20 protein-coding genes are annotated in these 21411 nt (G+C 67.9%); 14 read left to right on the top strand and 6 right to left on the bottom strand.

Features of this window, described 5'->3' with window-relative positions; translation table 11 throughout:
- The first annotated feature begins 7 nt into the window (after nucleotides 1–7).
- Nucleotides 8–2578: a bifunctional lysylphosphatidylglycerol flippase/synthetase MprF gene (locus ACR65J_RS12735; protein WP_440169608.1), complete on the top strand. Its 2571-nt coding sequence runs from the start codon at nucleotides 8–10 to the stop codon at nucleotides 2576–2578.
- A gap of 142 nt (nucleotides 2579–2720) precedes the next feature.
- Here the strand turns inward: ACR65J_RS12735 and ACR65J_RS12730 are convergent, their stop codons facing one another.
- Both ACR65J_RS12730 and nucS read right to left on the bottom strand, forming a co-directional pair.
- The gene (locus ACR65J_RS12730; RefSeq protein WP_011692441.1) at nucleotides 2721–2924 is read right to left on the bottom strand and encodes a cold-shock protein; all 204 of its coding nucleotides are present in this window, start codon (nucleotides 2922–2924) and stop codon (nucleotides 2721–2723) included.
- Nucleotides 2925–3229: 305 nt separating this feature from the next.
- Nucleotides 3230–3925: an endonuclease NucS gene (gene nucS / locus ACR65J_RS12725; protein ID WP_387558902.1), complete on the bottom strand. Its 696-nt coding sequence runs from the start codon at nucleotides 3923–3925 to the stop codon at nucleotides 3230–3232.
- 116 nt (nucleotides 3926–4041) lie between these two features.
- Between nucS and ACR65J_RS12720 the strand changes: the two genes are divergently transcribed.
- Both ACR65J_RS12720 and ACR65J_RS12715 read left to right on the top strand, forming a co-directional pair.
- On the top strand, nucleotides 4042–4395 hold the full coding sequence (locus ACR65J_RS12720) for an Rv1322 family protein (protein ID WP_440169380.1): 354 nt from the start codon (nucleotides 4042–4044) through the stop codon (nucleotides 4393–4395).
- Nucleotides 4396–4440: 45 nt separating this feature from the next.
- Nucleotides 4441–5238: an alpha/beta hydrolase gene (locus tag ACR65J_RS12715; RefSeq protein ID WP_440169378.1), complete on the top strand. Its 798-nt coding sequence runs from the start codon at nucleotides 4441–4443 to the stop codon at nucleotides 5236–5238.
- Between the two features lie 18 nt (nucleotides 5239–5256).
- Here the strand turns inward: ACR65J_RS12715 and ACR65J_RS12710 are convergent, their stop codons facing one another.
- Nucleotides 5257–6570 carry an AI-2E family transporter gene (locus ACR65J_RS12710; protein ID WP_440169376.1) on the bottom strand — a complete coding sequence of 438 codons (1314 nt, stop codon included), beginning with the start codon at nucleotides 6568–6570 and terminating at the stop codon, nucleotides 5257–5259.
- Nucleotides 6571–6804: 234 nt separating this feature from the next.
- Between ACR65J_RS12710 and ACR65J_RS12705 the strand changes: the two genes are divergently transcribed.
- From ACR65J_RS12705 to ACR65J_RS12690, 4 genes are read left to right on the top strand one after another with little or no spacing between them, the layout of a single operon-like run.
- Entirely contained in the window at nucleotides 6805–8469 is a 1665-nt protein-coding gene (locus ACR65J_RS12705; protein ID WP_440169605.1) for a DUF8094 domain-containing protein, read from the top strand.
- Nucleotides 8470–8520: 51 nt separating this feature from the next.
- A complete protein-coding gene (locus tag ACR65J_RS12700; protein ID WP_440169374.1) occupies nucleotides 8521–9540 on the top strand; it encodes a tetratricopeptide repeat protein in 1020 nt (339 codons plus the stop codon).
- Nucleotides 9540–10637, top strand: coding sequence for an NADH:flavin oxidoreductase/NADH oxidase (locus ACR65J_RS12695; protein ID WP_440169371.1), 1098 nt, complete (start codon nucleotides 9540–9542; stop codon nucleotides 10635–10637). Before ACR65J_RS12700 ends, ACR65J_RS12695 begins: the two co-directional genes overlap by 1 nt.
- Before the next feature lie 28 nt (nucleotides 10638–10665).
- A complete protein-coding gene (locus ACR65J_RS12690; RefSeq protein ID WP_440169369.1) occupies nucleotides 10666–10935 on the top strand; it encodes a DUF3253 domain-containing protein in 270 nt (89 codons plus the stop codon).
- A gap of 16 nt (nucleotides 10936–10951) precedes the next feature.
- Here ACR65J_RS12690 and ACR65J_RS12685 read toward each other — a convergent pair whose 3' ends face one another.
- Nucleotides 10952–12829, bottom strand: coding sequence for a Na+/H+ antiporter (locus tag ACR65J_RS12685; RefSeq protein ID WP_440169366.1), 1878 nt, complete (start codon nucleotides 12827–12829; stop codon nucleotides 10952–10954).
- A 51-nt stretch (nucleotides 12830–12880) separates the two neighbouring features.
- On the opposite strand from ACR65J_RS12685, the gene ACR65J_RS12680 reads away from it, so the two are divergent.
- From ACR65J_RS12680 to ACR65J_RS12660, 5 genes are all read left to right on the top strand, one after another.
- On the top strand, nucleotides 12881–13675 hold the full coding sequence (locus ACR65J_RS12680) for an ABC transporter ATP-binding protein (protein ID WP_440169364.1): 795 nt from the start codon (nucleotides 12881–12883) through the stop codon (nucleotides 13673–13675).
- Nucleotides 13657–15228, top strand: coding sequence for a transporter (locus ACR65J_RS12675; protein WP_440169361.1), 1572 nt, complete (start codon nucleotides 13657–13659; stop codon nucleotides 15226–15228). The genes ACR65J_RS12680 and ACR65J_RS12675 overlap by 19 nt, the downstream gene beginning before the upstream one ends.
- A gap of 21 nt (nucleotides 15229–15249) precedes the next feature.
- A complete protein-coding gene (gene nagB, locus ACR65J_RS12670; RefSeq protein WP_440169359.1) occupies nucleotides 15250–16029 on the top strand; it encodes a glucosamine-6-phosphate deaminase in 780 nt (259 codons plus the stop codon).
- A gap of 109 nt (nucleotides 16030–16138) precedes the next feature.
- Entirely contained in the window at nucleotides 16139–16477 is a 339-nt protein-coding gene (locus ACR65J_RS12665) for a DUF3039 domain-containing protein (protein WP_110541018.1), read from the top strand.
- On the top strand, nucleotides 16477–18258 hold the full coding sequence (locus tag ACR65J_RS12660; RefSeq protein ID WP_440169356.1) for a DEAD/DEAH box helicase: 1782 nt from the start codon (nucleotides 16477–16479) through the stop codon (nucleotides 18256–18258). Before ACR65J_RS12665 ends, ACR65J_RS12660 begins: the two co-directional genes overlap by 1 nt.
- A gap of 3 nt (nucleotides 18259–18261) precedes the next feature.
- Here the strand turns inward: ACR65J_RS12660 and ACR65J_RS12655 are convergent, their stop codons facing one another.
- Together ACR65J_RS12655 and ACR65J_RS12650 are read right to left on the bottom strand one after the other, a co-directional pair.
- Nucleotides 18262–18894: an isochorismatase family protein gene (locus tag ACR65J_RS12655; RefSeq protein WP_440169353.1), complete on the bottom strand. Its 633-nt coding sequence runs from the start codon at nucleotides 18892–18894 to the stop codon at nucleotides 18262–18264.
- 9 nt (nucleotides 18895–18903) lie between these two features.
- The gene (locus ACR65J_RS12650) at nucleotides 18904–20232 is read right to left on the bottom strand and encodes a nicotinate phosphoribosyltransferase (protein WP_440169350.1); all 1329 of its coding nucleotides are present in this window, start codon (nucleotides 20230–20232) and stop codon (nucleotides 18904–18906) included.
- Between the two features lie 155 nt (nucleotides 20233–20387).
- Here ACR65J_RS12650 and clpS point away from each other — a divergent pair, with 155 nt between their 5' ends.
- Nucleotides 20388–20771 (top strand): ATP-dependent Clp protease adapter ClpS, encoded by a 384-nt coding sequence (gene clpS, locus ACR65J_RS12645; protein ID WP_440169348.1) that lies wholly within the window; start codon nucleotides 20388–20390, stop codon nucleotides 20769–20771.
- Nucleotides 20764–21330, top strand: coding sequence for a DUF2017 domain-containing protein (locus tag ACR65J_RS12640; RefSeq protein ID WP_440169346.1), 567 nt, complete (start codon nucleotides 20764–20766; stop codon nucleotides 21328–21330). Before clpS ends, ACR65J_RS12640 begins: the two co-directional genes overlap by 8 nt.
- Nucleotides 21331–21411: the final 81 nt, after the last annotated feature.

Here is a 21411-nt window from a genome sequence, read left to right as displayed (position 1 = left end):
CGTCCTGATGTGGGCCGCCGTCGGGCGCCCGGCAGTCCAGCAGGCGCTTGGAACGCTGAAATCCATGCCCTTCACGCTGGGCGTCGTTGTTGCCTTCCTGGCAGCCGCCGCCCTGACCGGGAGCTTCCTGGACGGACCGCCGGAACAACTCCTGGGACTCGCCTCCGTCAGCGGGCCCGGCTTGCGCCACGGGCGGTGGTGGTCCCTGTTCACCAGTCTTTTTTTCGCCACCAATCCGCTGGCCTACCTCGCCGCGTCACTGATGATTGTCCTGCTGCTCGGACTCGCCGAGCGCAAGCTGGGCCGCCGGGCCGCCGTCGGCCTGTTCTTTGGCGGCCAGTTTGCTGCCGTCACCGTGTTCCTCCTGGTGACCCAGCTGGCGGGCTACGTGGGTGACGGCTGGCTGGACAGGATGGTTGATGACCGCCTTATCGGCCCCTATGCCCCCGTGCTGACCGCCGGCCTTGCCGCGAGTGCCCGGATCACCCTGCTGTGGCAGCGGCGGCTGCGCACCGCGGTGTTGTCCATCTCGATCCTGCTGGTCCTCTACGTCGGTCATGCCGAGACGGTCATCGGCCTCATCGGCGCGCTCCTGGGCCTCCTGGCCGGCTGGTGGATCCAGGGGGACCAGGGGCGGCTCCATCGCCACCGGTCCACCGGACGCGAGACCAGGAACCTCCTGGCCCTCACCGTTGCCGTGTTCGCCGTAGGACCCATCCTGACCGGAATCACGCGCGCGCCCACCGGCCCGCTGGCCCTGCTGCGCGACGTCGTGCTGAGCCCGATGCCAACCCTCAGCCAGCTCGTCTTCAACTGCGGTGCCACCGTTGACGCCTCCTGCCTGGAGACGGGAAGGGCAGGGTTTGCCGGACCCTTCGGCCTGGCGCTGGCAGTGGTGCCGGTCATCCTGCTGCTGATCTGCGCGGACGGCATGCGCCGGGGCCGCCGGCTGGCACTGAACATCGCACTGGCCATCCAGCTGGCCGTGACGGCCCTGGCGGCGGTCTACCTTGCCCTGTTCGCCCTTGTTCCCTCACGCCTCCAGGGCACGCACGCAACGCCGCTGTCCTCTGCGTTCGCCCACGTCCTTCCGCTCGTGGTCGTCCCGCTGCTGCTGGCGGTGGTCCTGTGGCTCAACCGCCGGCAGTTCCGTGTACAGACCCGCCCCGGTGCACGGCGCACCCTCGGGGCAGTGGTCTGCGGAACATGGCTTGTCCTGGCCAGTTCCTATACGGTGGCCTGGTTCTGGTCCGGCGGCCTGGCCCGGGACGGCGGGCTGCTGGGCCTTTTCGCGGAGTTGGCGCGGCAGTATGTTCCGGTGCCCATACCGCAGCATTTCCGCCGGGCCTTCCCGGAACGGGACAGTGCGGAAGCCCTGCTGTTCGCTTACTCGGGCCCGGTGTTCTGGCTCGTGGCCCTGGTGGCCGTGTGGTGGGTGCTCGTGGGGCGGCACCATGGCCTGAACTTTGGGCGGCAGGACCGGGACCGCGCCCGGCAGCTGCTCCACCAGGGCGGCGGCCCGCTGTCATGGATGGCGTTGTGGGAGCCCAACACCTACTGGTTCAGCCCGGACGGGGCGGGGGCCATGGCCTTCCAGCAGCACGGGACGGTGGCCCTGACCCTGGGCGGGGCCATTGGTGACCGCACGGCGGAGCAGGGCGTGACGGAGGGGTTCCTGGACTACTGCCGCAGCCAGGCGCTCATTCCCGCACTGTATTCCTGCGATGACACCTTGTGGCCGGCACTGAGGGAACGCGGCTTTTCCCGGGTGGCCGTGGCCCAGGAAACCCGGCTGGCCCTGAACGAGCTGGAGTTCAAGGGTAAGGAATGGCAGAACGTCAGGACGGCACTGAACCGCGCCGCCAAGCTGGGGGTTCATGCCGTCTGGGGCTCCTACCATTCCCTGCCGGCAGCACTCCGGTCCCGGCTGAACGAAGTATCCGAGGAATGGGCGGCCGGCAAATCGGTTCCCGAAATGGGCTTCACGCTTGGGGGAGTGGACGAGCTCGACGACGAGGAGGTCCTGTGCTGCCTGGCCGTTGACGGCAATGGTGCGGTCCACGGCGTGACCAGCTGGCTTCCGGTGTACGACGGCGGGCGGCTGGTCAGCCGGACGCTGGACGTCATGCGCCGGGGCAGTGAGGGATTCCCGGGGGTGATGGAGTTCCTGATCGCCTCCGCTGTCCTCGAGCTGCGTGATTCCGTGGACATGATCTCCCTGTCCGGCTCGCCCCTTGCCAGCCGTCCCGAGGGCCAGCCTGGGCAGGGTCCGGAAGGCGCGGGCTCCGCGGACGAAGCCGGTGGGGCCGAAGAGGAGGAAGACGCAACCGCCACCGATGAGGGCGCGCAGAACCTCGTGCGGATCCTGGACCTCGTGGGGCACGCGCTTGAGCCCGTCTACGGCTTCCGCTCCCTGGCAGCGTTCAAGTCCCGGTTCAAGCCTGAGTACCGGGCCCTTTACCTGTACTACCAGGACCCGCTGCACCTGCCTGCCATCGGGAGGGCGCTGACCCGCGCCTACCTGCCCGGGCTGTCGCTGGCGCAAGGTGCCCGGCTGGTCCGCAAACTGGTGACCTGAGGAGGCATTAGCCGCGCAGTCCCTCGTTAGGGAAAGGCATTGAAGAAAAAGTTGTACTTATTGGCAAAAGCAAATGATCCCCGGCAATTTCGCCGGGGATCATTTGCTTTGCTGACAGCCGCCGTAAGCGGCCGCGCAGGTACTAGACCAGAGTTACGCCCGTAGCCTGGGGGCCCTTGGCGCCCTGGCCGATTTCGAACTGAACGCGCTGGTTCTCGTCGAGGGTCTTGAAGCCACCGGTCTGGATCTCGGAGTAGTGAACGAAGACATCGCCATCGGAGTCGTCCGGGGTGATGAAGCCGAAGCCCTTTTCAGCGTTGAACCACTTCACGGTTCCCTGTGCCATTTATTTCTCCTCATTATGGAACTTTTTAAGACCGGCACACCTCGTGCCGCCCTTGGTCACTCCGCGAGAAGAATCCTGGTTTGCCTTGCCCGAAAAGGACTGGCGCTGCAGGAGCTTCGCGCTCGCAACTTGTCTTGCGAGCATGAAAAACACCTACACAAAGACTGAGATAAGAATTTCATGCCCGTTCCCGCAGGTCAACGGCCCGAACAGCAAAAAGGAAAAAATTTAGGTAAAAACCAGATGACCTGGATGGCGGCCCCTGAAAGGGGGAAATTAGGTGCCCCAAGCAACAAAGGGAATTTCTAGAAGAGCCGGGATTCGCTGTCGTCCACTCCGCGCATGGCGTCGTAGTCCAGGGTGACGCAGTCGATCCCGCGGTCGTTGGCCAGAACCTTGGCCTGCGGCTTGATCTGCTGGGCCGCGAAGATGCCGCGGACGGGTGCCAGCAGGGGGTCGCGGTTGAGCAGTTCCAGGTACCGGGTCAGTTGCTCCACACCATCGATGTCCCCGCGGCGTTTGAGCTCAATGGCCACGGTGGCGCCGTCGGCGTCCCGGGCCAGGATGTCCACCGGGCCGATGGCGGTGAAGTACTCGCGCCTGATCAGGGAGTAGCCCTGGCCCAGCGTCTCAATCTGCTCGGCCAGCAGCCGCTGCAGGTCGGCTTCCACGCCGTCCTTGATCAGCCCGGGGTCCACGCCGAGGTCGTGGGAGGACTCGCTGACCTTCTCGTGGATGTTGATGATGAGCCGGTCATCGGTCTTGGCTGACTGCACGGTCCACTGCTCCACCACGCCCAGTTCGAGGTCCACTTCGTCGGGGGACGAAACGCGCAGGGTTGCCGGGGGACTCATCCAGTTCAGCGGCTTGTAGGAGCCGCCGTCGGAGTGCACCAGCACGGAGCCGTCCGCCTTCACCAGCAGGAGCCGGGTGGCCAGGGGGAGGTGGGCCTTGAGCCGGCCAACGTAATCAACGGAGCAATGGGCTATGACGAGTCGCACGCCGTACAGACTATCGCGTGGGCCACCCAGGCCGTGCCCGACGTCGGACCGGGTGGGGCGCCGGGGCACCCCCCCCGCGGCGTGGGCGGGCGGACCGGCTGGGGCAGAATGGATACATGCCGCGTTCCAACCGACCCCGCCGTCCTGCTTCAGGCAAGGGCCCCGTTTCCGGCCGGGGCGCTGGACGGAAGGGGAATGCGGACGTTCCCGAGCTGGACCTTGAACGCGCACGGGCCGGCATCGCCCGCCGTGAAAGCGCCCCCGACGGCGAGTGGATGGTCCGGACGATGACCGCGAAGAATGCCGAAAAGACCTACATCTGCCCGGAGTGCTCCACCGCCGTCCTGCCAGGGATCGCGCACCTGGTGGTCTGGAAGGACGACCACCTCTTTGGGGCGGCTGCCGGCCTGGCGGAGCGCCGGCACTGGCACACCAACTGCTGGATGACGCGCAGCTACCGGTACCGCTGACCTTCCGCGGGCAGGAGAACCTCCGCTGTCGCTAAGCTGGCAGGCATGACTTTTGATCCGGCGTCGTACGAATTCACCCAAGCCCAGGGCCCCGCTCCCATCCGCGCCTCCACCGTCCTGCCTGCCCGGCGCGAAAACATCGAGCTGCAGACGGAGGACGGCCACAGGCTGGTGGGGGAGCTGGCGCTGCCTGAGTCGGGCCCTGTGAAGGCCACGCTGATCACGCTCCACCCGCTGCCCACGCATGGCGGCTTCATGGACTCCCACGTCTACCGGAAGGCCTCGTACAGGCTGCCGGCGCTGGCGGGCATCGCGGTGCTGCGCTTCAACACCAGGGGCACCGCCTCCCCCCGCGGCACCAGCACCGGCGCCTTTGAAGAAGGGGTGGGGGAGCGCTACGACGTGGAGGCAGCCGTCCGTTTCGCCGTCGAACGGGGCCTGCCCAACCGCTGGCTGGTGGGCTGGTCGTTCGGGACCGAGCTGGCCCTGATGTACGGTGCGGTGGAGCCTGTGGCCGGGCAGGTCGAGGGCGCCGTGCTGCTGTCGCCCCCGCTGCACCGTGCCACGGACAAGCACCTGCAGCTGTGGGCGGAATCCGGCAAGCCGCTCACCGTCCTGGTCCCGGAGCATGACGACTTCCTGCAGCCGGCCGAAGCCGCCGACCGCTTCAGCCTGGTGCCGCAGGCCCGCGTGGTGGGTGTGGCAGGGGCCAAGCACCTGTGGGTGGGGGAGAAGTACGCGGCCCGGGCCCTGAACGAGATTGTGGCCCAGGTCAGCCCCGACCCGGCGCGTGGGGAGCTGCCGCAGGAATGGGACGGGCCGGCGGCGGCCGCAGGAGCCTAGGGCTGCCTGGCCGCGAGCCTAGTGCTGGTCCTGCCGGGCGATGTAGATCTCCCGGACCAGGAGCAGGACGGCGGCCGCCGTGGGGATGGCGATTAGGGCCCCCAGCACACCCAGCAGGCTGCCGCCGGCAATGACGGAAATCACCGCCACCGCACCCGGCACGGCCACGGCCTTCTGCATGATGCGCGGTGAGATGAAGTATGCCTCGAACTGCAGGTAGGCGAAGTAGCAGATGGCGTAGATGGCCGCCACCTGCCAGCCCTCGGTGAGGGACACGAGGGTAACCACGATGCCTGCGATCATGCCGCCCACCAGGGGTATGAAGGCAAGCAGGACCACCACGAAGGCCAGGAGCAGCGCGAAGGGTATGCCCACAATGGACATCACCACGAAGGCGAAGGTGGCGTTGAGCAGGGCCACGCAGGCCTGGCCGATCACATAGTTTCCTACCGAGCGCGTGATCTCCTCCGAGAGGGCAGCCACCCGCTTCCGCCGGGAGCGCGGGGCCAGGCGGTAGCCCCACCTCTTCATGGCCGGCAGCGCCGCCAGGAAGTACAGGCTCAGCACCAAAACGATCAGGGCGCCGAAGAGGCCGTTGGCCACCGTGGATCCGAAGCCCACCACACCCCCGAAAATGCCGCCCATTGCGGCGGGGTCGTTGACGAACTTGTTCAGTTCCTCGGTGATGCGGTCCCGCACCCCGAACTGGTCGTCGAGGCTCCGGAAGAGGTCCGAATCCATGAAGCTGCGCACCCAGTCGGGCGCCTGCCGCACGATCTCGGAGACCTGTTCGACGATGGTTGGAATGAGGGTGGCGAAGAAACCGACCACGGCCCCCATCAGGACCGCCACCGAGACCAGAATGCCGGCGGGCCGGGGGATCTTCCGGTTTTCGAGCCAGCCCACCACCGGCTCCAGGCCCAGGGCAATGAACAGCGCCGCCACGATCCACAGCAGCAGCTGCGTGGTGTGGGAGCCGATCCAGTAGACCAGCAGCGCCAGTCCCACGCCCACGGTGCCCATGAAGCCCATGTACAGCGGGTGCTGCGGGGACATCCGGGGACCCGGATGGCCGAACTGCGGCTCCTCCCCCTCGTCGTGGTCCCCCTCCGGGACCTGGCCGGTATATTCCGGCGGCATCTCGAAGCGAAGCCGGGGCTGCGCGCCGGGCAGGGGCTGCCGAAGCCGGCGGACCACGTGGCCAAGGGCTGCAGCGGCTGAACCCCCGCGGCGTGCCGCCATGCCGAGCGGAGGAACGGCGGCAGGGACAGGGCCCCTGGGATCCCCTGTATTACCGGTTGCAGCCGAGGACGGGTCCGTCTTGTCAGTCAATGGTTGTGGGGGCCTGTTCCGTGCGTGGCACCGCCTGCGCGGGCCGGTGTGATGATCATCGCAAACACTATCAGCAGGCTTGTCACCACGAGCCGAAGGCGCCGCCCGCGGGCCGGCAGGGGAAGGGGCGGGAGGGCCAAAAAAGGGAGCGTGGTAACAAAAAGGTTACTATTGAAGGCAAACCCCCGCTGATGATAGGTGTTTCCCTTGCGTTTAAAGACTGCAGCCGCACTTGTGCTGCTCGGCCTCCTGACACTTTTGGCCGGCATCGGCCAGAGAACCATCTGGGCTCCCTCCGAGACGTTCACGGCGTCCGCGCCGGCCGACGCCGCCGCTGCGCCGCTCACGGTCATCGACCAGAAGCTGCGCACCCTGCACGGCGGTACGGTCAAGATCAACATCCAGGGCGACGGTAACTTCATGCTGGCCTCCGGCCGGCCGGATGACGTCGACGCCTGGGTGGGCAGGACGGCCCACAACACCATCACCGGGGTTTCCGAGGACGAAAAGTCCCTCCGGGTTGACCACGCCGACGGCGAAGCTACCGCCCCGAACCCAGCCGGTTCGGACCTTTGGGTCTCCAACGAGAATGCCAGTGGTGAGCTTGAGTACACGTGGACCCCGCCCGCCGACGGCGACTGGAGCCTCCTGCTCGCGTCCGACGGCACCAAGCCGGCACCTGCCACCGTGTCCATGACCTTCCCGAACGACACGTCCACCCCCTGGGCTGTCCCGCTGATGGTCCTGGGCAGCCTCCTGATCCTGGGCGGCATCGTCCTGGCGCTGCTTTCCGCGCGCCGGAAGAACGGCGAAGGCGACGGCGGCTCCGGCTTTGTCCGCCGCGCCCGGGCCCGGAAGGCACAGACCCAGGCCCCGTCGTCGTCCTCCAAGGTCACGATGGTGGCTGCGGGTGTGGCAGCAGCCGTGCTGGCGGGATCCGGCACCGCCGCCCAGGCGGCCAGCCCCAGCCCCCAGCCTTCCGGCAGCGCCTCATCACCGGCCAAGGAAGCAGTTGGTTCGCCTGTCCTGCTCGACGCACAGTTCCGCCGGATCCTGGAGCAGGTCTCCAGCGCCACCGATGCCGGGGATGCCGCCAAGGATGCCGCCAAGCTCGCGGACCGCGTTGCCGGTCCAGAGCTGGAAATCCGCACCCAGAACTACAAGATCCGCTCCCAGGTGGGTTCCTACGAGCCGCGCATGCCCGTCCGCTCCACCAAGCTGCTGACCACAGTGGTCACCAGCGACCGTGACTGGCCGCGTTCGGTGCTGGCCGTGACCCAGGGCGAAGGCAACGTTGTCCCGCAGATCCTGACACTGGTCCAGCAGTCGCCGCGCGAGAATTACAAGCTCATGGAAACCACGCCCCTGCAGCCGGGCACCACGTTCCCGAACATCAGCCGCGGAGGCACCGACACCCTGGCCGCTTCGGACAAGTCCGGACTGCTTTACAGCGGCGAGGAGGCAATGTCCGGCCTCGCCGACAGGCTCACGTCCGCAGACTCGCCGTTCAAGGACAAGCTCGTCGAGGGTGACTCCTCGCCGTACATCGCTGACACCCTGTCCTACCAGGCAGAGGTGGCCAAGGCGGGCGAGAACGGCAACTTCTCCTTCACCCACAAGGTGGTTCCCGAGAGCACCGTGGTGTTCCGGACCTCCGATGGCGGGGCCCTGGTCCTGGGCCGGATCAACTTCGGCTTCGAAGGCACGCCGAAGGCCGCAGGTGACAAGCTCAGCATCGGCGACGACGCAGCAGCCCTGGCCGGGGGCAAGGAAACCACCACGGGCATGGTCTTGAACTTCGCCGAGTCGATGGCCGTGTACGTGCCGCCGGCTGGTTCGACGGACCCGATGAAGCTCGTCGCCGCCACCCGCGGCCTCGTGGGGGCCAGCTTCAAGTAGCCCCTGGCTGTATTGCCACCGGCAGCGGCCGGAGTGGCTAGAGTGGGAAACATGAGTTCGCCAGCTTCCCGCCCAGTCCCTCCTGCCGCTGCCAGCCTGCTTAACCTGCGCGGCGCCGTCGACCTTTCCTCACTGAAGCGCCCCGCTGCTCCCGCCGGTACAGCCCCAACCGGCCCAGCCCCCGCCGGCACAGCTCCGTCCGGGGCTCCGGTGGCGGCGCAGGGAGAGCAGCCGGCCGCGGCGGCAGGTGGACCTGAACTCAAGGTCAACGTCACCGAAGCAAACTTCCAGCAGCTGGTGGAACTGTCCGCGCAGGTTCCTGTGGTCTTCGCCCTGTGGGCGTCCTATTCGCCGGAGTCCGGCAGGATGGTGGAGACCCTCGACCGTGTTGTTGCCAGTTATGGCGGCCGCCTGGTCCTCGGTGCAGCTGACATCGAAGCGTTCCCGCAGCTTGCCCAGGCCTTCCAGGTGCAGGCCGTCCCCACCGCGGTCGCCGTCCTGAAGGGGCAGCCGGTACCGCTCTTCCAGGGTTCGGCGGAGGAGCAGCAGGTGCGCAGCCTCTTCGACGAACTCCTCAAGGTGGCGGCGGCCAACGGCGTGACCGGAAGCCTTGACGCCGGCGGGGCCGCCGAACAGGAGCCCGCGCCGCTGCCGCCGCTGCACCAGGCCGCCTATGACGCCATTGAGGCCGGCGACTACTCCGCCGCCGCCGAGGCCTACCGGCAGGCGCTGAAGGAAATGCCGTCGGACCACGAAGCCAAGGCCGGCCTGGCCCAGGTGGAGCTGATGGACCGGCTGCAGTCGGTATCGGCCCAGGACAGCGAAGCGCTGCGTACGCTGGCGGCCAATGAGCCGAACAACCTTGAAGCCCAACTCGGGGTGGCGGACCTGGACGTGGCCGGCGGCCACGTGGAGGACGCGCTGAACCGCCTGGTGGCCTTCATCGGACGGAACTTCGGTCCGGAGCGTGAAACTGCGCGGGTGCGGCTGCTGGAACTGTTCGAGGTGGTGGGCGCCGGAGACGGCCGCGTGGCAAAGGCGCGCCAGGCCCTGGCCCGGGTGCTGTTCTAGTGCCGGCCCTGTTCCAGCCGCTGGCGCTGCGGTCCATGGAGCTGCAGCACCGGGGCTGGGTGTCGCCCATGTGCCAGTACAGCTGCGATCCCGACGACGCCCCGGGGGTTCCAAACGACTGGCACCTGGTGCACCTGGGCGGCTTCGCCGTGGGCGGCGCGGCAATGATCCTCACCGAGGCCGCGGCCGTGAACGCCGAGGGCCGGATCAGCCCCCGCGACGCGGGCCTGTACAACGATGAGCAGGCGGCGGCCTGGCAGCGGATCATTTCCTTCGTCCACCGGAACGGCACCGCCGGAACCCGGATTGGCGTCCAGCTGGCCCATGCCGGCCGGAAGGCCTCCACGTACTGGCCGTTCTCCGGCAAGCACGGCAGCGTCCCGGCTTCCGAGGGCGGGTGGGACACGGTCGGCCCGTCCACTACCTCCTTCGAGGGCTACGCGGCACCTGCCGCCATGACCGTGGAACAGATCCAGGGCGTCATCGCTGATTTTGCCGCCGCCGCTGAGCGTGCGGTGGCCGCCGGCTTTGACACCATGGAGATCCACGGGGCGCACGGCTACCTCCTCCACCAGTTCCAAAGCCCGCTGATCAACCAGCGTGACGACGAGTGGGGCGGGGACGAAGCTGGACGGAACCGGCTGATGCTGGCCGTGGTTGACGCCGTCCGTGCCGTGATTCCCGATTCCATGCCCCTGCTGCTCAGGATCTCGGCCTCCGACTGGGCGCCCGGCGGCGTGGACCAGGCGGCGTCGGTCCGGCTGGCCCGTGAAGCTGCTGCGCATGGCGTGGACCTGGTGGATGTTTCCAGCGGCGGGGCAGTGGCCCACCAGCAGATCAAACCGGGGCTGGGGTACCAGACCGGTTTCTCGGCCGCCATCCGCGAGGAGGCAGGAATTGCCACCGGCACGGTGGGGCTGGTGACCACGCCAGGACAGGCAGAGCACGCCATTGCCACCGGCCAGGCCGACGGCGTCTTCATTGCCCGGGCCGCGCTGCGCGACCCCCACTGGTGGCTCCGGGCCGCATTTGAACTGGGCCACGACATGGCCTGGCCGCCCCAGTACGAGCGCGCCATCCCGCGGCGCACCTTCTGAACCGCATTTTCCGGAGTGGGAGTACGGCATGACGCGCCCTGACCCGCACACCCCGGTTTGCCGGCAGCTGGAAGCGAAGATCCTGGAGCTGCTGGCTGCGCGGGCGCCAACATCCACGATCTGCCCGTCCGATGCCGCCAGGGCCGTGGGCGGCGACGACTGGCGGCCCCTCATGGAACCGGCCCGCGAAGCTGCGCGTCGCCTGGTAGACGCCGGCCAGGTCCAGATCACCCAGGGCGGATCCGTCGTCGATCCTGCTACGGCGAAGGGCCCCATCCGGATCCGAAAGGCGCCCTGAAGACCAGCGCCGGCTGTCAGCCCAGCAGGTCGTCCACGTAGCACCAGCGCCATTCTTCGCCGGGTTCGATGCTGCGCATGACGGGGTGGCCGGTTTCCTTGAAGTGGCGGCTGGCGTGCCGTCCCGCGGAGGAGTCGCAGCAGCCGACGTGTCCGCACGCAAGGCACATGCGCAGGTGCACCGGCGTGGTGCCCTCCCGTTCGCAGCCTGCACAGGCCGGGTCGCCGGGGAGCGGAGACGGCATGGCGGCCGTCAGGTGGTCGCAGACGCCGCCCGGCTGGGACAGGCCTTCGCCGCCGCCGCCGTCAGCTGCGGAGTCCAGTTCGTTGAGGGAAGCGTCGAGCATGGACTCCTCCACATCCAGCCGTTCCAGGACTTCGCTGAGGACCTCATGGGCAAAGTCCCCGCCGCGCCTGAGCTCCAGGACTTTCTCCCGCTCCGCTTCCAGCATGGCCATCCGCAGCTGGGCGTACCGCTGGCTGGGGGTGGCCGCCTCTGCCGCCGGCCTGCCCAGGCGCTCCCAGGCTGCCAGCCCCCGCTCCTGCGTCCGCCGCCGCAGCATGTCCATGACCTCGGGGGGATCGCTCTCACGCCGGAGCTCCTCCAGGCGTGCCATCCCCGCGGTGGTGGCCAGCTGCATCAATGACGCCTGGTTCAGCGCATCCTCGCGCCTGTCCGGCCCCGGCACGCCCAGGGCGCGGACCAGGGCGGGAAGCGTAAAGCCCTGCAGCACCAGGGTGCCGGCCACCACCACCATGGCGGCCAGGACCAGTACGTTGCGGTGTTCAAGGTCATCGGGCAGCGTGAGCACGGCGGCCAGGGTAACCACGCCGCGCATGCCCGCCCAGGACACGATGGCGGGGAACTGCCACGGCGGCGCCGGGTCCTTCCGCCGCACCGCAGGAATCAGGCGGGGGAGGTACGTTGTGGGAAAGACCCAGATGGGGCGCAGCACCAGCACGGCCAGCAGGATCACCGCGCAGCCAAGCCACACCCGGCCGGCCCCCAGTGAATCGTCCTGGACACTGTCGATGATGGTCCGCACCTGCAGGCCGATCAGCAGGAACACGGAGTTCTCCAGGAGAAACTGCACCGTGTCCCAGTTGCTGCGGGCGCTTTGCCGCGCGGCTCCGTTGGGCATGGACGGCGCCTTGGTGCCCATCACCAGGCCGGTGACGACGACGGCGAGCACGCCGGACGCGTGGATGGCCTCGGCGGGGAGGAAGGCAACGAACGGGGCCATCAGCGACGTGGAAGTGTTGATGGCCACGTTGCTGATCCTTTTCCGGATTTCAGTCAGGATGTAGGCGGCAGCGAGGCCCACCACCAGCCCGCCGCCGGCCGCCACCACGAAGCCGGCGGCCACATCCACTGCGGACACCGAACCGGCGATGGCGGCCACGGCAGCGCGCAGGCACACCAGCGCGGTGGCGTCATTGACCAGGGACTCGCCTTCAAGGATGTTGACGATCCGGCGGGGCATGCCCACCCTCCGTGCGATCGCCGTGGCAGCCACGGCGTCCGGAGGAGCCACCACCGCGCCCAGGGCGATGGCGGCGGCCAGTGGGATTTCCGGGAACAGCCGCCAGACCACCGCCCCGACGCCCAGGGCGCCGAAGATGACGTAGCCAACGGACAGGAGCCCGATGGAGCGGCGGTTAGAGGTGAAGTCGAACAACGATGTGCGGAAGGCGGCTGCGTAGAGCAGCGGTGGCAGCAGGCCAACCAGGACCAGTTCGGGGTTAAGCTCCACCGGCGGAATGAACGGCAGGAAGGAACCCGCCACGCCGGCCAGGACCAGAAGCAGCGGAACCGGGAGGTTGAGCTTCCGGCCCGCCAAGCTCCCCGCGCAGACCACCGCAACGATCACGAGCAGGCCCAGCGCAATGTCCATGAGGTTAGTTTCCCACCCCCGGAGCGGGGGCCCGCGGACTAGGCTGGCATCATGACTGCTCCGATCCCTGACCAGGCGTCGAATCCGGGCCCCGTGGCGGCCCTTTCCATCCGGGGGCTGGCCAAGCGGTTCGGCGGGAAAATCGCCGTCGACGGCATCAGCCTGGACGTACCGGCGGGGTCGTTCTTCGGCATCGTGGGACCCAACGGGGCAGGCAAGACCACCACGCTGTCCATGGCCACCGGCCTCCTGCGCCCGGACTTCGGCACCGCCGTGGTGCACGGCGTCGACGTCTGGCAGCACCCCCTCGAAGCCAAGCGCCTCATGGGTATCCTTCCCGACGGCGTCCGGCTCTTCGACCGGCTGACGGGAGAGCAGCTGATTACCTATGCCGGGCTGCTGCGCGGCATGGACAAGGCCGTGGTGGCTGCGCGGGTGGGGGAGTTGCTGGCGGCCATGGACCTTGCCCAGGATGCGGGGACGCTGGTGGTGGATTACTCGGCGGGCATGACCAAGAAGATTGCCCTGGCCTCAGCGCTCATCCACGCCCCGCGGCTCCTGGTGCTGGACGAGCCGTTTGAAGCCGTTGACCCGGTGTCTGCAGCAAACATCCGCTCCATCCTGGACCGGTACGTGGACTCGGGCGGAACGGTCATCGTGTCCAGCCACGTCATGGACCTGGTGCAGCGGATGTGCGACCACGTTGCGGTGGTGGCAAAGGGACGGCTGCTGGCGGCGGGGACCGTGGATGAGGTGCGCGCCGGCGCCTCGCTTGAGGACCGCTTCGTACAGCTGGTCGGCGGGCACAGCCACACGGAGGGCCTGGAATGGTTGCGCACCTTCTAAAGCTCAAGCTCACGCTGCTCCGCAACGGGCTGCGCCGCAGCCCCTGGCAGCTGGTGGGCATGGCCATCGCCGGGCTCTATGCGCTGGGAGTGGTGGCGACACTGATCATTGCCCTGGTCCTGCTGCGCAACGCCGGGCCGGTGACAGCCCATACCGCGGTGGTCCTGGGTGGCTCCGTCGCCGTCCTGGGCTGGGGCGTTGTTCCGGTAGCGGCATCGGCTACGGACATGACGCTCGACCCGGCCCGCTTCACCACCTTTGCGATCCCCATGAGGCAGATGCTCGCCGGACTTGCCCTGGGCGGCCTGATCGGCATTCCAGGCCTGGCCACCGCGCTCGTGTCACTGTCCACGGTGGTCACCTGGTCCCGGGGCGTGCTCCCCGCGCTCGCAGCTTTGGCCGGCGCGTGCCTGGGCGTCATGACCTGCGTCGTTCTGGCCAAGGTGGTCACCACCGCCACGGCGAGCCTGGCCGCTTCCCGGCGCTTCAAGGATATCAGCGCCCTCGCGTTCATGGTGCCGCTGGTCCTGCTCGGCCCCATCGTGGCGGGGGTTGGCCGCGGCATCTCCGCGTCCACGGGTTTCCTGCCGGAGTTCGCCCAAACCTTGTCGTGGACGCCGCTCGGCGCCCCCTGGTCGCTTGGCGGGGACGTCGCGTCGGGCCGCCCCGGGCACGCCGCACTGAAGCTGCTGGTCTCGGTGGCGGTCCTGGCTGCGCTGGCCTGGTGCTGGAAGCTGCTGCTCGAACGGGCACTGGTCACCCCGCCGTACGCCGGCGCCGGTAAGCGCCGGGGCCGCAGGCTGGGACTGTTCGGCCTGCTGCCGGCCACCCCCGCCGGAGCCGTGATGGCAAGGTCGCTCACCTACTGGTTCCGGGACCCGCGCTACTCGGGTTCGCTGGTGGTCATACCGCTGCTTCCGGTGGTGCTGGCCTTCCAGGGGACGCAGACGGGCAGCTATGGCAGCCTGGCTTTCCTCGCCCCGGTGTCCGCCTTCATCCTGGCCTGGTCAATCTCCGCTGACGTCTCCTATGACAACACCGCGTTTGCCCTCCACCTGGCCACCGGAGTCCGGGGCGTTGCGGACCGGCTGGGACGTGCCCTGGCGTGCATGACCTTCGCCCTCCCCGTGGTGCTGGTGTTCTCGGTGGGGCATGCCGCCTTCACCCGCACCTGGACAGGGCTTCCCGGCCAGCTGGGGTTCAGCCTGGGGATCCTCTTCACCGGCCTGGGCCTGTCCTCGGTGGTGTCCGCCCGGTACACGGTCACCGTGCCGCTGCCCGGGGACAGCCCGTTCAAGAAACCGCCGGGCAACGTAGGGCAGACCCTGGCCGTGCAGTTCGTGGGAATGCTGGTCCTGATGCTCCTGGTCCTGCCCGAGGCCGCGCTGCTGGTTGCCCAGGCGGTCACGGGCAACATCCTGTTCGGCTGGACCAACCTTGCGGTGGGAACCGTTCTGGGCCTGGTCCTCTTCCTGGCCGGTGTCCGCCTGGGCGGCAGGTGGCTCGATGCCCGCGGGCCGGAACTCCTGGCGCAGGTTACCGTCAACCGCTGACAGTTCCAGGAAAGGAACCCCATGGAAGTCGTAATCCTCGGCGGCAGCAGGCAGATCGGAAGGCTCGCCGCCGATGCCATCGAACAGCTGGTCCGCCGCAAGCCGGACGCGGTCCTTGGCCTGGCCACGGGATCCTCGCCGCTGCCGGTCTATGACGAACTCGCAGCCCGGCATGAACGGGGCCTGGACTTCAGCAGGGCTTCCGGTTTCGCGCTGGATGAATATGTTGGCCTGCCAACCGGCCACCCGGAGTCCTACCGGGAGGTGATACGCCGGGAATTCACCAACCGCGTGAACATCGTCCCGGAGAACGTCCATGGGCCTGACGGAACCGCCGCGGACATTCCTGCTGCCTGCGAGGCGTATGAACAGGCCATCGCCGCGGCCGGTGGGGTGGACCTGCAGCTGCTGGGCGTGGGCACCGATGGGCACATCGGCTTCAACGAGCCAGGCTCCTCCTTCGCGTCCCGGACGCGGATCAAGAGCCTTATCGAACAGACACGCCGGGACAATGTCAGGTTCTTCACCAGCCTGGCCGACGTGCCGCACCATGTCATCACGCAGGGCCTGGGCACCATCATGGCGGCGCGCCACGTGATCCTGCTGGCCACGGGCGCGCAAAAGGCCCAGGCAGTCCGCGATTTCGTGGAGGGGCCGGTGGCTGCCATCTGTCCGGCCTCCGTGCTGCAGTTCCATCCCCACGCCACCGTGCTGCTGGACGAGGCCGCGGCTTCGGCCCTGAAACTTGCGGACTTCTACCGCCACACCTATGAGAACAAGCCCGCCTGGCAGGGACTGTAACGACCCCTGCTGGAGCGGCGGCACGGCGTCCAAAAGTACGACGGCGGCCGGTGCCGGACGCCGGTACGGGCGTGCCGCCGTCGGACGTCCGGCCCTCGGAAAGGCTAAGATGGATGCCATGACTAGCATGACGGACCCTCTCGAGAACGACCCGATGCGCGAGCTTTCCGGGGCTGGAACGTCCACGGCCACCATTGAGCGCGAGGAACTGCGCCAGGAGGTGGAACCGGGAGACCGGGAGCGCTTTGCCCACTATGTGCGCAAGGAAAAGATCATGGAGTCCGCGATGACCGGCGAACCGGTCATTGCGCTCTGCGGCAAAGTCTGGACCCCGGGACGGGACCCGCAGAAGTTCCCCGTGTGCCCTGAATGCAAGGAAGTCTATGAGGGCCTCCGGCCGGGCAACGACGGCGGGAAGGGTCCGGGGGACTCGGGCAACAACAAGTAGTGACGGAGACGCTCTTTGGCGGCCCCACCCTGCCTCCGGCCTACCCGGAACGTGCAGCCTGGGGAACCGCCCCGAAACTCCGTGCCTGGCAGCAGGAAGCCCTTGACCTCTACCTGCAGAACAGTCCCCGCGACTTCCTCGCGGTCGCAACCCCGGGTGCCGGTAAGACCACCTTCGCGCTGCGGATCGCGTCCACCCTCATCGACTCCGGTGCCGTGAACCGCGTGACCATTGTCGCCCCCACCGACCACCTGAAACGCCAGTGGGCGGACGCGGCGGCGAAGGTGGGGATCGCCATCGACCCCAACTTCAAAAACTCCGACGGCCAGCACGGCCGGGGGTTCATCGGCGTCGCCGTGACCTACGCACAGGTGGCCAGCAAGCCCCTGCTCCACCGCGCCAAGACCGAGGCCGCCCGTACCCTGGTGATCCTGGACGAGATCCACCACGGCGGCGAAGCCCTGTCCTGGGGCGACGGCCTGCGCGAAGCGTTCGATCCCGCGGTCCGCCGGCTGTCCCTGACCGGTACACCGTTCCGCTCCGACACCTCGCCCATCCCGTTCGTGGAGTACGCCGAGGACCGGGACGGCATCCGGCGCTCCAAAGCCGACTACACCTACGGCTATGGCAACGCCCTCCGCGACCACGTGGTCCGGCCGGTGATGTTCATGGCCTACTCAGGGCAGATGCGCTGGCGCACCAGCGCGGGCGAGGAAATGGCCGCCTCCCTTGGTGAGGCCGCCGTGACCAAGGACATCACCAGCCACGCCTGGCGGACCGCTTTGAACCCGGCGGGGGAGTGGATTCCCGCTGTCCTGGCCGGTGCCGACAAGCGGCTCAGCGAAGTCAGGCGCACCGTGCCTGACGCCGGTGGCCTGGTCATCGCCACCGACCATGAGGACGCCCGCGCCTACGCCGGGCAGCTCAAGCGGATCACCGGCGAATCGCCCACCGTCATCCTGTCCGACGATGCCAAGGCGTCGAACAAGATTGAGGATTTCTCCGCCGGCGACAAGCGCTGGATGGTTGCGGTCCGCATGGTGTCCGAAGGCGTTGACGTGCCCCGGCTTTCCGTGGGCGTCTACGCCACCTCAACGTCCACGCCGCTGTTCTTCGCCCAGGCGGTGGGACGTTTCGTGCGTGCCCGCAAGAGGGGCGAAACGGCGTCGGTCTTCCTGCCGTCCGTGCCGCAGCTGATGGCACTGGCCAACTCCATGGAGATGGAGCGGGACCACGCGCTGGACCGGCCGGAGAAGGAGGACGGCGACGGCCTGTTCAACCCGGAAGACGCGCTGATGGAGGAGGCCAACCGCGAGGAAAAGGCCTCCGACAGCCTCACCAAGGGCAAATTCGAGGCGCTGGATTCGCAGGCGTCCTTCGACCGCGTCCTGTTTGACGGCGGCGAGTTCGGCACCGGCGGCGAAGTGGGGTCCGACGACGAACTGGACTTCCTGGGGATCCCCGGACTCCTCGACGCGGAGCAGGTGGGGACGCTGCTGCGCCAGCGCCAGCACGAGCAGTTGAACCGGAAGAACCGGAAAGGCCCGGCCGCGGCCGCCCAGCAGGTCCCCGCCGTGCCCGACCACCGCATGCTGATGGATCTGCGAAACGAACTGGCCAAGAACGTGGCCGCCTGGGCTGCCCGGACCGGAACCCCGCACGGAGTGGTGCACACCAAGCTGCGCACTGTCTGCGGCGGCCCACCCGTGGCACAGGCCAACGAGGAGCAACTGAAGTCCCGGCTCCGCAAGCTCCAGGACTGGTTCGTGGGCCGCAAGTAGCCCTTAGGCGACGTCCGCCCCGCCGAGTTCCATTTCCGCAACGGCGTCTTCCAAATCCTCGGCAATGCCGGCGGTCAGCCGCCGCACTACCGTGACACCGTAGCCGGCCTGGACGGCGTCGAGGGCGGTGGCCTTCACGCAGTAATCGGTGGCGATGCCGACCACCACCACGTCCTCCACGTCGTGGCTCTGCAGCCAGTCATCGAGGCCGATGGCGTCCTCATCGGTTTCCAGCCCTGCCTGGGCGCCGGGCAGGCCCCCGGGCTGGCGTTCCCCGGTGGGGACGGCGTCCTCAGGGGCCAGCAGGCCCTCGAAGCCCGAGTAGGCGGCGGCGAACTGGCCCTTCCGGAAGTACGCGTCCACGTACTCGGTATCCAGGTCCGGATGGAGCTCGGCCCCGCGGGTGCCTGCCACGCAGTGCCGGGGCCAGCTGTCCTTGTAATCGGGCGTATCGGAAAAGTGGCTGCCGGGATCAATGTGCCAGTCCTGCGTGGCCACCACATGGTCAAATTCGCCGTTGTGGGCGTCCAGGTACTCGCTGATGGCGCCGGCCACTGCCGCACCGCCGGGAACGGCGAGCGAGCCGCCCTCGCAGAAATCGTTCTGCACGTCCACGATGATCAAAGCGCGGGACATCAGTGCTCCTCAGTTTTCTTCGTAGATGGTGGGGATCGCTGCCTCGCCGCGCTGCAGGCGGTTGACCACCGGGGGCAGCTCAGCCATGGAATCTGCGTGGCGCTGCCGTGCGCGCAGCACGCCTTCGTGGCCGGTCCATCCCGGCACCAGTTCGCCGTTCTTCATGAACTGCTGCAGCAGCGGACGGTCGTTGCCGTCATCCTCCGGCCGGTGGCCCACTCCCACGACTTCCGCGGTAGCGGTACCGCGATCGTCCAGCTTCCGCAGTGCGTACTTGCGGCCGCCCACGCTGGCCTTGTTCTTGGCCGCCTTGGCCACGGAGACGAAGGTGCCGTCGTCGTCCGCCCGGCTGACCAGCTTGTAGACCATGCTTGCCGTGGGGGCACCGGAGCCGGTTACCAGCGACGTGCCGACGCCGTAGGAATCGACAGGGGCTGACTGCAGGGCAGCGATGGCGTATTCGTCCAGGTCCGAGGTGACCACGATCTTGGTGTGCTCGTTGCCGAGGTCGTCCAGGAGCCGGCGCACCCACTGCGCCTGGGCCACCAGGTCGCCAGAGTCCAGCCGGACGCCGCCCAGGTTGGGTCCCGCCAGCTCAACGGCCGTGCGGACGGCCTTTTCGACGTCGTAGGTATCCACCAGCAGCGACGTGCCCTCGCCCAGCGAGGCAAGCTGGGCCTCGAAGGCCTCCCGCTCGGTATCGTGCAGCAGCGTGAACGAGTGGGCTGCAGTGCCGACGGTCTTCACGCCGTAGCGGATGCCCGCCTCCAGGTTGGACGTGCTGTCAAAGCCGGCGATGATTGCCGCACGCGCGGATGCGGTGGCGGCCTCCTCATGGGTGCGCCGGGAGCCCATTTCAATGCAGGGACGGCCGCCGGCTGCACTGACCATCCGGGACGCAGCGGACGCGATGGCGGTGTCATGGTTGAGGACGGACAGCAGGTAGGTCTCCAGCATGCAGGCCTCGGCGAAGGAGGCCTCCACCACCAGGATGGGGGAGTTGGGGAAATACGCCTCCCCCTCGGCGTAACCCCAGATGTCACCGGCGAACTTGTAGTTGGCCAGATACTCCAGCGTTTCCTGGTTGACCACCTTGGTGCGCTCCAGGAAGTCCAGCTCAGCCTCGCCGAAGCGGAAATTCGCAATGCCTTCCAGGAGGCGTCCGGTACCGGCCACAATGCCGTAGCGCCGGCCGTCAGGCAGGCGCCGCGCAAACGCTTCGAACACGGACCTGCGGTGCGCTGCCCCTGAATGGAGGGACGCCTGCAGCATGGTCAGCTCGTAGTGGTCGGTGTAAAAGGACGTGCGGGGATGGTCCCAGCCGGCTGAGGTGCTCACGAAAGTCACTCTAGTCCCCACCGGCTCCCTCGTCTCGCTTCGCTTCGCCGTGGGGCCCTCGCCGGCGTGGGCCCACCCACCGGCTCCCTCGTCTCGCTTCGCTTCGCCGCGGGGCCCTCGCCGGCGTGGGCCCACCCTCCCCATAGAATGGACAGATGACCATAAGCGTTGCGCCCGGCCCTGATACACAGGAGGGCATCCGGACCGGCACAGCAGAGTCCACCGACTCCCTGACCGCGCCGGACATCCCCTGGAACCTGGTGATCTGGAACGATCCCGTCAACCTGATGAGCTACGTCAGCTATGTTTTCCAAAGCTACTTTGGCTACTCCGAGAGCAAAGCCAACAAGCTCATGATGGAAGTCCACAAGAAGGGCCGTTCCATCGTTGCCTCCGGCAGCAAGGAACAAGTGGAGCGCCACGCGGTGGCCATGCACGGTTTTGGGCTCTGGGCCACGGTGGAAAAGGCCAGCGGCGGCCCCGGCGGCAATTCAGGCAAGTCCGGCGGTCCGGGCCAGGGTAAGGGGAAGCGTGGCTAAGGCATTCAAATACGGGCTTAAGGGCATCACGGGCTTCCTGGAACCCGCCGAGCGGGACCTGCTCCGCAGCCTCATCGACGACGTCATCTCCATGCTCCAGCCCGAGGACCGCACGGGACAGGACCCGCTTGCCGCACTCATCGGCCTGGACATGGACGTGGCCGAACCCACGGACCGTGCCGTCAAACGGCTGCTTCCCAACGTGGTGAAGGACGACGGCGCCGCGTCCCTTGAGTTCCGCCAGCTCACCGAGCGGTCGCTGCGGGAAACAAAGATCGGTGCCCTCCGGGCGGCTGCCCTGGACCTGGACAAGGACGAGATCGTGCTGACGCCTGAAGGGGCCCGGCACTGGTCCATGGCGTTGAACGACGTGCGGCTGGTCCTGGCGGAGCGGCTGGACATCCGGGACGAGGCCGACGCCGAACACGTCCACCGCATGCAGGACTGGTCCCAGGCCGAGGACGTGGAGAGCTACCTGGCGCTGGTGTACAACTTCACCACCTGGCTCCAGGAGTCGCTGGTGCAGGCCATGCTGCAGTCGATGGAATCCAAGCGGTGAGCGTCGGCGGCCCAGGGGAGGCCGTCCGCTGTGACACAGCAGACATGAGTTGCCGGACACAAGATGATGGCTGACGCTTCC

Source organism: Arthrobacter sp. SAFR-044 (assembly GCF_059414985.1).
Note: the sequence above shows the minus strand (reverse complement) of the source record. Positions and strands in the feature narration are given on the sequence as shown.

What these genes read in the sequence shown, in the direction of transcription:
- ACR65J_RS12735 (WP_440169608.1), top strand. Translation starts at nt 8, where the DNA reads ATGTGGGCCGCCGTCGGGCGCCCGGCAGTCCAGCAGGCGCTTGGAACG.
- ACR65J_RS12730 (WP_011692441.1), bottom strand. Translation starts at nt 2,924, where the DNA reads ATGGCACAGGGAACCGTGAAGTGGTTCAACGCTGAAAAGGGCTTCGGC.
- ACR65J_RS12720 (WP_440169380.1), top strand. Translation starts at nt 4,042, where the DNA reads ATGCCGCGTTCCAACCGACCCCGCCGTCCTGCTTCAGGCAAGGGCCCC.
- ACR65J_RS12715 (WP_440169378.1), top strand. Translation starts at nt 4,441, where the DNA reads ATGACTTTTGATCCGGCGTCGTACGAATTCACCCAAGCCCAGGGCCCC.
- ACR65J_RS12700 (WP_440169374.1), top strand. Translation starts at nt 8,521, where the DNA reads ATGAGTTCGCCAGCTTCCCGCCCAGTCCCTCCTGCCGCTGCCAGCCTG.
- ACR65J_RS12690 (WP_440169369.1), top strand. Translation starts at nt 10,666, where the DNA reads ATGACGCGCCCTGACCCGCACACCCCGGTTTGCCGGCAGCTGGAAGCG.
- ACR65J_RS12685 (WP_440169366.1), bottom strand. Translation starts at nt 12,829, where the DNA reads ATGGACATTGCGCTGGGCCTGCTCGTGATCGTTGCGGTGGTCTGCGCG.
- ACR65J_RS12680 (WP_440169364.1), top strand. Translation starts at nt 12,881, where the DNA reads ATGACTGCTCCGATCCCTGACCAGGCGTCGAATCCGGGCCCCGTGGCG.
- ACR65J_RS12675 (WP_440169361.1), top strand. Translation starts at nt 13,657, where the DNA reads ATGGTTGCGCACCTTCTAAAGCTCAAGCTCACGCTGCTCCGCAACGGG.
- nagB (WP_440169359.1), top strand. Translation starts at nt 15,250, where the DNA reads ATGGAAGTCGTAATCCTCGGCGGCAGCAGGCAGATCGGAAGGCTCGCC.
- ACR65J_RS12665 (WP_110541018.1), top strand. Translation starts at nt 16,139, where the DNA reads ATGGATGCCATGACTAGCATGACGGACCCTCTCGAGAACGACCCGATG.
- ACR65J_RS12655 (WP_440169353.1), bottom strand. Translation starts at nt 18,894, where the DNA reads ATGTCCCGCGCTTTGATCATCGTGGACGTGCAGAACGATTTCTGCGAG.
- clpS (WP_440169348.1), top strand. Translation starts at nt 20,388, where the DNA reads ATGACCATAAGCGTTGCGCCCGGCCCTGATACACAGGAGGGCATCCGG.